The sequence below is a fragment of the Acinetobacter sp. 24-47-39 genome, from assembly GCF_056783825.1.
The window spans coordinates 73420-85133 of the sequence record NZ_JBWYIP010000010.1; the positions used below are offsets into that span (position 1 = coordinate 73420).

8 protein-coding genes are annotated in these 11714 nt (G+C 40.7%); all 8 read left to right on the plus strand.

Features of this window, described 5'->3' with window-relative positions:
* Positions 1–2 precede the first annotated feature (2 nt).
* Positions 3–1901 carry a succinate dehydrogenase flavoprotein subunit gene (sdhA, locus tag AC1M9C_RS10280; RefSeq protein ID WP_035268510.1) on the plus strand — a complete coding sequence of 633 codons (1899 nt, stop codon included), beginning with the start codon at positions 3–5 and terminating at the stop codon, positions 1899–1901.
* A 14-nt stretch (positions 1902–1915) separates the two neighbouring features.
* Positions 1916–2626: a succinate dehydrogenase iron-sulfur subunit gene (locus tag AC1M9C_RS10285; protein WP_035268507.1), complete on the plus strand. Its 711-nt coding sequence runs from the start codon at positions 1916–1918 to the stop codon at positions 2624–2626.
* Between the two features lie 739 nt (positions 2627–3365).
* Positions 3366–6188 (plus strand): 2-oxoglutarate dehydrogenase E1 component, encoded by a 2823-nt coding sequence (locus AC1M9C_RS10290; protein WP_035268518.1) that lies wholly within the window; start codon positions 3366–3368, stop codon positions 6186–6188.
* A 17-nt stretch (positions 6189–6205) separates the two neighbouring features.
* Positions 6206–7426 carry a 2-oxoglutarate dehydrogenase complex dihydrolipoyllysine-residue succinyltransferase gene (odhB, locus tag AC1M9C_RS10295; RefSeq protein ID WP_035268505.1) on the plus strand — a complete coding sequence of 407 codons (1221 nt, stop codon included), beginning with the start codon at positions 6206–6208 and terminating at the stop codon, positions 7424–7426.
* Positions 7427–7486: 60 nt separating this feature from the next.
* A complete protein-coding gene (gene lpdA / locus AC1M9C_RS10300; protein ID WP_035268502.1) occupies positions 7487–8920 on the plus strand; it encodes a dihydrolipoyl dehydrogenase in 1434 nt (477 codons plus the stop codon).
* A gap of 167 nt (positions 8921–9087) precedes the next feature.
* Positions 9088–10254 (plus strand): ADP-forming succinate--CoA ligase subunit beta, encoded by a 1167-nt coding sequence (gene sucC / locus AC1M9C_RS10305; protein ID WP_035268500.1) that lies wholly within the window; start codon positions 9088–9090, stop codon positions 10252–10254.
* A gap of 12 nt (positions 10255–10266) precedes the next feature.
* Entirely contained in the window at positions 10267–11157 is an 891-nt protein-coding gene (sucD, locus tag AC1M9C_RS10310) for a succinate--CoA ligase subunit alpha (protein ID WP_035268498.1), read from the plus strand.
* A gap of 77 nt (positions 11158–11234) precedes the next feature.
* Complete coding sequence (locus AC1M9C_RS10315) at positions 11235–11714, plus strand: hypothetical protein (protein WP_481586475.1); 480 nt, start codon at positions 11235–11237, stop codon at positions 11712–11714.

Below are 11714 nucleotides of genomic sequence, written 5' to 3' on the forward strand. Positions count from 1 at the left end.
TCATGGGCGCTATAAACCCTAAAGAAGATTATACAAATATTCCACACGAAACTTTCGATGCTGTCATCGTTGGTGGTGGTGGTTCTGGTATGCGTGCTTCTTACCAACTTGCTCAAGCTGGTTTGAAAGTTGCGGTATTGACTAAAGTATTCCCAACGCGTTCTCACACTGTAGCTGCACAGGGTGGTATTGGTGCTTCTCTTGGTAACATGCAAGAAGATAACTGGCACTACCATTTCTATGACACAGTAAAAGGTTCTGACTGGTTAGGTGACCAAGACGCAATTGAGTTTATGACTCGTGAAGCGCCACAAGTTGTATATGAACTTGAACATCTAGGTATGCCATTTGATCGTAACGCTGACGGCACAATTTACCAACGTCCATTCGGTGGTCACTCTGCGAACTATGGTGAAAAAGCTGTTCCTCGTGCTTGTGCTGCTGCCGACCGTACAGGTCACGCACTTCTTCACACGCTTTATCAAAGCAACGTGAAAATGGGTACACAATTCTTCGTAGAATGGATCGCGCTTGATTTGATCCGTAATGAAGCAGGTGATGTACTTGGTGTTACAGCAATTGACCAAGAAACAGGTAAAATTGCAGTATTCCAAGCGAAAGCAACATTGTTCGCAACGGGTGGTGCTGGTCGTGTTTACCGCGCATCTACAAACGCATATATCAACACTGGTGACGGTCTTGGTATGGCTGCTCGTGCAGGTATTCCATTACAAGATATGGAATTCTGGCAATTCCACCCAACGGGCGTTGCAGGCGCAGGCGTATTGTTAACTGAAGGTTGTCGTGGTGAAGGTGCAATCCTTCGTAACAAAGACGGCGAACCGTTCATGGAGCGTTATGCTCCAACTTTGAAAGACTTGGCACCACGTGACTTCGTATCACGTTCTATGGACCAAGAGATCAAAGAAGGCCGTGGTTGTGGTCCTAAAGGTGATTATATCCTTCTTGATATGACGCACTTGGGTGCTGATACGATCATGAAACGTCTTCCATCTGTATTTGAGATTGGTAAGAAGTTCGCGAACGTTGACATCACAAAAGAGCCAATTCCTGTTGTACCAACAATCCATTACCAAATGGGTGGTATTCCAACTAACATTCATGGTCAAGTTGTTGTTCCTGAATCGCGTGAAACTACTCCGCTAGAAGCACATTACGACAAAGACAGCGATACTTATTCTACCAATGCTGCGGATCGCAATTTCACTAAACCAGTGAAAGGTTTCTATGCGATTGGCGAATGTTCATGTGTGTCTGTACATGGTGCTAACCGTTTAGGTACAAACTCATTGCTTGACTTAGTTGTATTTGGTAAAGCTGCTGGCGAACATATCATTGACTATGTGACTAAGCATCACGGTGATGAATATGCGCCGCTTCCAACAACTGTGCTTCAGCAAACTGTCGAGCGTATCCGTCGCTTAGATGAGTCAACTTCTGGTGAGAATGCGCAAGAAGTTGCTGATGCAATTCGCGATATCGTTCAAGATCATGCAGGTGTATTCCGTACAACTGAACTTCTTGAAAAAGGTGTGAAAGAGATTCTTGCACTTGAGCCTCGTATCCGTAATATCCACTTAAAAGACAAATCAAAAGTATTTAATACTGCGCGTATTGAAGCACTTGAAGTGGAAAACTTATACGAAGTTGCAAAAGCAACCTTAATCTCTGCTGCTGCACGTAAAGAATGTCGTGGTGCGCATACTGTTGTAGATTTTGAAGAATCTCCAGATCATCCAGCATATCCTTACGGCCGTCGTGATGATGAGTGGATGAAGCATACTTTATGGTTCTCTGCTGATAACCGTCTTGAGTACAAGCCAGTACGTTACAAGCCTTTATCAGTTGATGCTATTCCACCTAAACCACGTACATTCTAATTGGGAGAAGTAAGATGAGTAGAGGTACTCGTACATTTAATATCTACCGCTACGATCCTGATAAGGATAAAGCACCGTACATGCAAACATTCAAGCTTGAGTTGACTGATAAGCACCGTATGTTGCTTGATGCGCTACTTGCATTGAAAGTTCAAGACGAAACTTTAACGTTCCGTCGTTCATGTCGTGAAGGTATTTGTGGTTCAGATGGTGTAAACATCAATGGAAAAAATGGTTTAGCGTGTCTTTGGAACCTAAACGATTTGCCAGAAGTAATTACTATTCGTCCATTACCAGGTCTTCCAGTAATCAAAGACTTGGTTGTAGACATGAATCAGTTCTATGATCAGTACGACAAAATTCAACCGTTCTTGATTAATAATCAACCTGCACCACCTAAAGAGCGTTTACAATCTCCAGAAGAGCGTGAGCATCTTGATGGTTTGTATGAATGTATTCTTTGTGCATGTTGTTCAACGTCTTGCCCATCATTCTGGTGGAACCCTGATAAATTCTTGGGTCCTTCAGCATTGTTGAATGCATATCGTTTCATTATTGATTCGCGTGATACTGCTACTCAAGACCGTTTGGCTCGTTTAGACGATCCTTTCAGTTTATTCCGTTGTAAAGGTATCATGAACTGTGTATCAGTATGCCCTAAAGGTCTAAATCCAACAAAAGCGATTGGTCACATTCGTAGCATGTTGTTAGATCAAGCTGGATAATGCTGTTCCAAAAAAAAGCACACTTAGGTGTGCTTTTTTTTTAATCAAAACTTGATGTTAAATTTAGTTTTCGAGATATTTTGGTTGAAGTGGTTAGATTTGCCCCAATCATAAAAAAATATGCACTTTAGGGATAAATGAAAACGTTTTGCATCTGCAAATATCTTTTTAAAATGTTAAGATATCGGTTTTATGATCCAAGTTGCATGTATTTAAATCTATAATTTTAGGCTTTAGTCTAATAATTATGAATTTTAATAGAATTTATCTAAATGCACCTTATATTATCTCAATGGTTTATAGTTGTATTTAGCTAATTTATGAATGGTATGTGTCAATAAAATCAGTTTGAAGTGAAGTTCATGGTAGGATTTGAACAAAATTTTTAGCATGAATATTATTCAATCTGTACATTAAATCAACATTTTGGTGGTTTGGTGTTAAGCTGAAAGCAGGGATAATCAAATTGAAAAGTTGCTTTAGAAAAGACTAATATTTTTATTTTTTTCTAAGTCAATTTGCAAAAATTGCTCGGTAATTTTATCGAGTATAAAGATGAGTGATGATGCCAATGAGGGCGTTATGATTCGTCATTGGTATTAGAAACTCTCTAATGCTATACGCCCCATGGTCTTTTGTACCAGATGGGTGAATGTCAATTTACCGATTTGGCATTATCAATCATGGGCGAGCTTAGAAAGCTCCCTGTAATGTTTTGCAATAGGAAATGGGTCCACAAATGCAAGAAGTTGCTGACGCATTGCGTCTTGACACTGAACTTTCCGCTGACAGTGCAGCGTATATTGAAGAACTTTATGAGCAGTATTTAGTTGCTCCAGAATCAGTCGGTGCTGATTGGCAAGAATACTTTGGTAAGTTCCCAAAAGGGGATCAACCACACAGCAATGTACGTGAGCAATTCCTTTTATTGGGTCGTAACTCAAACCGTATTCAGCCTGTCGTTCAAAGTTCAGTTAGTTCTGAGCACGAGCGTCGTCAGATTGGCGTATTACAATTAATCGCTGCATACCGTAACCGCGGTCATCAAAAAGCAAAATTAGATCCATTAGGTTTGGCAAAACGAGAAGAAGTGCCTGATCTTGATCTAGCGGCTCATGGTTTAACCAAATCTGACTTAGATACTGTATTCAATACAGGTAATCTTGCAATTGGCAAAACTGAAGCAACTTTAGGTGAAATGGTCAATGCGATGGAGGCGACGTATTGCGCTTCTATTGGTGTTGAATATATGCACATTGTTGACACTAAAGAGAAACGTTGGATTCAACAACGTCTTGAAGGTGTGAAAGGTCAATTTGGTTTTTCAGCAGAACAAAAGAAACATGTTCTTGAACGTTTAACTGCAGCTGAAGGCTTAGAGAAATACTTAGGCAATAAGTATGTTGGTGCTAAGCGCTTTGGTGTGGAAGGCGGTGAATCTTTCATTCCGATGGTTGATGCTGTTATTCAACGCGCAGGTTCTGTGGGATGTAAAGAAGTTGTGATCGGTATGCCACACCGTGGTCGTCTCAACTTGCTTGTCAATATCATGGGTAAAAACCCAGCAGATCTTTTCGGTGAATTTGAAGGTAAATCACTTCACAAGAAAGGTTCTGGTGACGTTAAGTATCACCAAGGTTTCTCGTCAAACGTAATGACTCCAGGTGGCGAAGTTCATTTGGCATTGGCATTTAACCCATCACACTTAGAAATCGTAGGGCCTGTAGTTGAAGGTTCAGTACGTGCTCGTCAAGTTCGTCGTAAAGACATTGGTGGTGATGACGTATTACCAGTAATCGTACATGGTGATGCTGCATTTGCTGGTCAAGGTGTGAACCAAGAAACCTTCCAAATGTCACAAACACGTGGTTATACGGTAGGTGGTACAGTTCATATTGTTGTCAATAACCAAGTTGGTTTTACAACATCAGATCCACGTGATGCACGTTCTACTGAATACTGTACTGATATCGCGAAAATGATTCAGGCACCAATCTTCCATGTGAATGGTGATGATCCTGAAGCTGTATTGTTTGTTGCTCAACTTGCACATGATTTCCGTCATACTTTCCGTAAAGACGTTGTTATCGATATGTTCTGTTACCGTCGTCGCGGTCACAATGAAGCAGATGAGCCAGCAGCAACTCAGCCAATGATGTATCAAGTCATTAATAAGAAAACGACGACTCGTGCATTATATGCTGACAAATTAGTACAAGAAGGTGTAATTGATCGTGCGACTGCAGATCAGATGATCGAAGATTACCGTGCTGATTTAGAAGCAGGTAAACATGTTGCTAATGCACTTGTACTTGAACCGAATAAAAAAATGTTCGTTGACTGGACGCCATACTTAGGTCACGAATACACTGACGTTTGGGATACTACTTTCCCTGAAGAGCGTTTAAAAGAACTTGGTCGCAAAATGCGTGAGCTTCCTGAAGGCTTCGTGATGCAGCGTCAAGTTTCTAAGGTGATCGATGATCGTCTTAAAATGCAAACTGGTGAAATGCCATTGAACTGGGGTGCAGCTGAGACTCTAGCTTATGCTTCGTTATTGGACGAGGGTTATCTTGTTCGTTTAACTGGTGAAGATGTTGGTCGTGGTACATTCTCGCATCGTCATGCGAAGCTTCATAACCAAGTAGACGGTTCGACGTATATTCCACTTTGCCATATTAAAGAAAATCAACCGCGTACAGCGATTTATGACTCATTATTGTCTGAAATGGCAGTATTGGCATTCGAATATGGTTATGCAACAACTCTACCTAAGAGCTTAATTATTTGGGAAGCACAATTTGGTGACTTCGCGAACTGTGCTCAAGTTGTTATTGACCAATTCATTGCTTCTGGTGAGACAAAGTGGGAGCGCGTTTGTGGTTTAACGATGCTTCTTCCACATGGTTTTGAAGGTCAAGGCCCAGAACACTCATCTGCACGTTTAGAGCGTTTCTTACAGCTATGTGCTGAAGAAAACATGCAAGTGATGACGCCTACAACTCCTGCACAGATTTTCCATGCTTTACGTCGTCAGGCGATTCGCCCAATTCGTAAACCAATGATTATCATGTCTCCAAAGTCATTATTACGTCACAAATTAGCGGTATCTAATCTTGATGAATTGGCGAACGGAACTTTCCAAACTGTGATTGATGAAGTTGATAACATTAATAAGTTGGATGTGACTCGTGTAGTGCTTTGCGGTGGTAAGGTTTATTACGATTTACTTGAAAAACGTCGTGAAAATGAATTGAACAACACTGCTATTGTTCGTGTTGAACAATTGTACCCATATCCAGAAGCACGTTTAGCGGAAGTACTTGCACAATATCCAAATATGAAAGAGCTTGTTTGGGCGCAAGAAGAACCGAAGAACCAAGGCGCATGGTTATTCATCGCACCACGTTTATACGAAGGTGTTATGAAGTCAGGTCAACAAATTCAAATCAGCTATGCAGGACGTGAAGCATCTGCTGCACCGGCTTGTGGCTCACCATATTTACATGCAAAACAACAAGCACAACTCGTTAACGAAGCGCTTGCGATCGTAGCAGAATAATCAGGAGAATCTTAAGAATGGCAACCGAAATTAAAGCACCGGTATTCCCAGAGTCAGTTGCAGACGGAACAATTGCAACTTGGCACAAACAACCAGGTGAAGCGGTATCACGTGATGAAGTGATCTGTGATATCGAAACGGATAAAGTTGTACTTGAAGTTGTTGCTCCTGCAGATGGTACGATTGCAAATATCATTAAAGGCGAAGGCGACACAGTTCTTTCTGATGAAGTAATTGCTACATTTGAAGCAGGTGCTGTTTCTGGTGCTTCTCAAACTCAAGCTGTTCAATCTGAAGAGAAAGTTGAACAAGCTGCGGCTGCTACAGAAGCGGGTGCTGCTCCGGTTGTTGAACGTGCTCAAGCTCCTGTTCAAGACCAAGCTCCAGCTGTTCGTAAGGCATTAACTGAAACTGGTATCAATGCATCAGAAGTTTCAGGTACAGGTCGTGGTGGCCGTATCACTAAAGAAGATGTGGCGAATCACCAATCTAAACCTGCTGCTCCTGCTGCTGCACCATTAAGCGTAGCTGTAGGTGAGCGTATTGAAAAACGTGTTCCTATGACACGTCTTCGTAAGCGTGTGGCTGAGCGTTTACTTGCTGCAACGCAAGAAACAGCAATGTTAACGACGTTCAACGAAGTCAACATGAAGCCAATCATGGACATGCGCGCTCAGTACAAAGATGCTTTTGAAAAGCGTCATGGTGCTCGTTTAGGCTTTATGTCATTCTTTGTTAAAGCTGCAACTGAAGCACTTAAACGCTACCCAGCTGTAAATGCTTCAATTGATGGTGATGATATCGTTTATCACGGTTACTATGACATCGGTGTAGCGGTATCTTCTGACCGTGGTTTAGTAGTTCCAGTATTACGTGATACTGATCGCATGAACTATGCTGAAGTAGAAAATGGTATTCGTGATTACGCATTCAAAGCACGTGATGGTAAGCTCGGCATTGAAGATATGACAGGTGGTACATTCACGATCACTAATGGTGGTACTTTCGGTTCATTGCTTTCAACACCAATTTTAAATACGCCACAAACTGCAATTTTGGGTATGCATAAAATCCAAGAGCGTCCAATGGCGGTAAATGGTCAAGTTGAAATCTTACCAATGATGTATTTAGCGCTTTCTTATGACCACCGTTTAATTGATGGTAAAGAAGCAGTAGGTTTCCTTGTAACAATCAAAGAATTGTTAGAAGAACCAGCTAAACTTATCCTTGATCTTTAATTCTAAAGAATAAATCCATGGGCTTAGAGCGATCCTCTAGGCCCATTTTTGGAGAGAAGAATGTCTCAACAATTTGATTTAGTAGTAATCGGCGGTGGTCCAGGTGGTTATGAAGCTGCTATTCGTGCAGCACAACTGGGTTTCAAAGTTGCATGTATTGAAAAGCGTATTCATAAAGGAAAACCATCTTTAGGTGGTACTTGCTTGAACGTGGGTTGTATCCCATCTAAAGCACTTTTAGACTCTTCACATCGTTATGAAGATACTGTTCATCATTTAGATGATCATGGTATTACAACGGGCGAAGTGAAATTCGATCTTCAAAAGTTACTTGCTCGTAAAGATAAAATCGTCAACCAACTTACAATGGGTATCGATGGCCTATTGAAAGGTAACGGTATTGAATGGTTGCAGGGTACAGGTAAATTATTAGCTGGTAAAAAAGTTGAGTTTGTTCCACATGAAGGTGAAACTCAAATTTTAGAACCTAAATATGTCATTCTTGCCTCTGGTTCTGTTCCTGTAAATATTCCTGTTGCTCCTGTAGATCAAGATCTTATCGTTGATTCTACCGGTGCGCTTGAATTCCAAGAAGTACCTAAACGTTTAGGTGTAATTGGTGCAGGTGTAATTGGTCTTGAACTAGGATCAGTATGGCGTCGTTTGGGTGCAGAGGTTGTTGTTTTTGAAGCAATGGATGCTTTTTTACCAATGGCTGATAAAGCTTTGGCTAAAGATTACCAAAAAGTATTAACGAAGCAAGGTCTTGATATTCGTGTTGGCGCAAAAGTAGCTGGTACAGAAATCAATGGTCGTGAAGTGACAGTTAAGTACACTCAAGGTGGCGAAGACAAAACTCAGACTTTCGACAAATTGATCGTTTGCGTGGGTCGTAAAGCGTATGCAGAAGGTTTATTAGCAGAAGATTCTGGCATTAAACTTACTGAACGTGGTTTGGTTGAAGTAAATGATTGGTGTGCAACTTCTGTTGAAGGTGTATATGCAATTGGTGACTTAGTACGTGGTCCAATGCTTGCACATAAAGCAATGGAAGAAGGCGTAATGGCTGTTGAACGTATTCATGGTCACGCAGCTCAAGTGAACTATGACACGATTATTTCTGTGATCTATACACACCCTGAAGCGGCGTGGGTTGGTTTAACAGAAGAACAAGCGAAAGAAAAAGGTCACGAAGTTAAAACAGGTCAATTTGGTTTCGCAGCGAATGGTCGTGCGATGGCAGCAGGAGAAAACGCTGGTTTCGTGAAATTTGTTGCTGACGCTAAAACGGATCGTTTGCTTGGTATGCACGTGATTGGACCTGCTGCGTCTGATATCGTTCACCAAGGTATGATCGCACTTGAATTTGTATCAAGCGTTGAAGATCTTCAATTAATGACATTTGGTCACCCAACATTCTCTGAAGTAGTTCATGAAGCTGCGTTAGCAGTAGATGGGCGAGCGATTCACGCGATTCAGCGTAAACGTAAATAACACAAAAAAGAGCGGCTGAGGCCGCTCTTTTTGCATTTGGTGGTTGTTTTTGTTTGAATAATCATCTAAAACTAGAATACTAAATTTAATAAATGCCAATATTTATTGCGAAGGAAGTTTAAATATTGGTGTGTCATAAAAAGTGAAAAGTAGTAAAAGGTAAAACAATGAATTTACACGAGTATCAGGCGAAATCGCTGTTAAAAAAATATGGTATGCCAGTTCAGGAAGGCATCATCGCTACAAATGCAGAGGAAGCAGTAAAAGCATTTGAACAGCTAGGCGGCAAATTCGCTGTTATGAAAGCACAAGTACATGCCGGTGGGCGTGGAAAAGCTGGCGGCGTTAAAGTCGTTAAGTCAGCTGATGAAGCAAAAGAATATGCTTCGCAAATTATTGGTACTCGTTTAGTTACATATCAAACGGATGCAAATGGGCAACCAGTTAACAGTGTACTCGTTGCAGAAGATGTCTATCCAGTTGAGCGTGAATTGTATTTAGGCGCAGTTGTTGATCGTTCATCACGTCGTATTACTTTCATGGCTTCTACTGAAGGTGGTGTCGAAATTGAAAAAGTCGCTGAAGAAACTCCAGAAAAAATTATTAAAGTTGAAGTAGATCCATTGGTTGGCTTACTTCCTTTCCAAGCTCGTGAAGTCGCTTTTGCTTTAGAGCTGAAAGATAAACAGATTAATCAATTTGTTAAAATTATGTCTGCAGCTTATCAAGCGTTCGTAGAAAATGATTTCGCATTGTTTGAAATTAATCCATTGTCAGTCCGTGAAAATGGTGAAATTTTGTGTGTTGATGCCAAGGTCGGTATTGATTCGAATGCTTTATATCGTTTGCCAGAAGTTTCTGCTTTAAGAGATAAATCGCAAGAAAATGAGCGTGAGCTCAAGGCATCTGAGTTTGACCTTAACTATGTTGCTTTAGAAGGTAATATTGGTTGTATGGTGAATGGAGCAGGTCTTGCAATGGCAACCATGGACATCATTAAACTCTATGGTGGTCAACCAGCAAACTTCTTGGATGTAGGTGGTGGCGCAACCAAAGAGCGTGTAATTGAAGCATTCAAGATCATTTTAGCGGATCAGTCAGTACAAGGTGTGCTGATCAATATCTTCGGTGGTATTGTGCGTTGTGACATGATTGCTGAAGCAATTATTGCAGCGGTTCAAGAAGTAAATGTAACAGTGCCTGTTGTTGTTCGCTTAGAAGGGAATAATGCAGAACTAGGTGCAAAATTACTTGATGAATCTGGTCTTAAACTAATTTCTGCAAACGGCTTATCTGATGCCGCAGAAAAAATTGTTGCTGCAGTAAAAGCATAAGGAGTATCAATCATGAGCGTATTAATTAATAAAGACACTAAAGTATTGGTACAGGGCTTTACGGGTAAAAATGGTACATTCCACTCAGAACAAGCTTTGGCTTATGGTACTAAGGTTGTGGGTGGTGTGACTCCAGGTAAAGGCGGTCAAACTCATTTAAATCTACCTGTATTCAATACAATGAAAGATGCAGTGAAAGAGACTGGTGCTGATGCATCGGTCATTTACGTTCCTGCACCATTTGTATTGGATTCTATCGTTGAAGCAGTTGACTCTGGCGTTGGACTGATTGTTGTTATCACTGAAGGTGTACCAACCATTGATATGCTGAAAGCGAAACGCTATCTAGAAACCAATGGAAATGGCACTCGCTTAGTGGGTCCAAACTGTCCAGGTGTTATCACGCCGGGTGAATGTAAGATTGGTATTATGCCAGGACATATTCATCAGCCAGGACGAATCGGTATTATTTCGCGTTCTGGTACGTTGACCTATGAAGCTGTTGCACAAACTACGAAGTTAGGATTAGGTCAATCAACGTGTATTGGTATTGGTGGAGATCCAATCCCTGGTATGAATCAGATTGATGCTTTGAAACTGTTCCAAGATGATCCAGACACAGATGCAATTATTATGATTGGTGAGATTGGTGGTACAGCTGAAGAAGAAGCGGCAGAATATATCCAATCAAATGTGACCAAACCCGTTGTTGGTTATATTGCTGGTGTGACTGCACCGAAAGGTAAGCGAATGGGTCATGCTGGTGCTATTATTTCAGGTGGTAAAGGCACGGCAGAAGAAAAATTCGCTGCGTTTGAACGTGCTGGAATGGCATATACACGTAGCCCAGCTGAACTTGGTTCAACGATGCTAGAAGTACTTAAAGAAAAAGGTCTAGCTTAATGCTTTAAGTAAAAAAGCCTCCTGAGTGGAGGCTTTTTTTCATGCATAATAATAAGATATAGAAACGTAAAATTAATATGATTCAAAATTTAAAACTTTATTTACAAGCTTTGATGTTTTTTTCAATTTCTGCTGTTCACGCGAATTCCTTGGATCATGATGAAAATACGAATGATCAAAATCTCATTTTTAATTTTTTTGAAGCTCAGCAAGAACTTCACTATGAGCCTGCCATAGAAGATTTAAATAGTGAACAGACCAAGATTGCAGAATTAAATGAGAAAGAATATTCGAGATTTAATGTATTGACGCATTCAATTTTTCAATCCGAACGTATTCAATTTTTTAATTTCACGGCTTTTGATCGGAATGAATTGAAGAATAAACTTGATACAGGTCATTTTGACTTATCAAATCTGGAACAATTAAGCATTACGTTTGGATATGGTGTTGAGTATTTGCTGAAACAGAATCAAACGATAGGGTACGAGTTTTTATCCTCGTTTCCCTACGATCGAGGCAGATTGATTCGGATTTTTTGGAATCAGACGTTTTAA

Excerpts from the sequence above, each read along its gene's own strand:
- sdhA (WP_035268510.1), top strand. The coding sequence starts at position 3 with ATGGGCGCTATAAACCCTAAAGAAGATTATACAAATATTCCACACGAA.
- AC1M9C_RS10285 (WP_035268507.1), top strand. The coding sequence starts at position 1,916 with ATGAGTAGAGGTACTCGTACATTTAATATCTACCGCTACGATCCTGAT.
- AC1M9C_RS10290 (WP_035268518.1), top strand. The coding sequence starts at position 3,366 with ATGCAAGAAGTTGCTGACGCATTGCGTCTTGACACTGAACTTTCCGCT.
- odhB (WP_035268505.1), top strand. The coding sequence starts at position 6,206 with ATGGCAACCGAAATTAAAGCACCGGTATTCCCAGAGTCAGTTGCAGAC.
- lpdA (WP_035268502.1), top strand. The coding sequence starts at position 7,487 with ATGTCTCAACAATTTGATTTAGTAGTAATCGGCGGTGGTCCAGGTGGT.
- sucC (WP_035268500.1), top strand. The coding sequence starts at position 9,088 with ATGAATTTACACGAGTATCAGGCGAAATCGCTGTTAAAAAAATATGGT.
- sucD (WP_035268498.1), top strand. The coding sequence starts at position 10,267 with ATGAGCGTATTAATTAATAAAGACACTAAAGTATTGGTACAGGGCTTT.
- AC1M9C_RS10315 (WP_481586475.1), top strand. The coding sequence starts at position 11,235 with ATGATTCAAAATTTAAAACTTTATTTACAAGCTTTGATGTTTTTTTCA.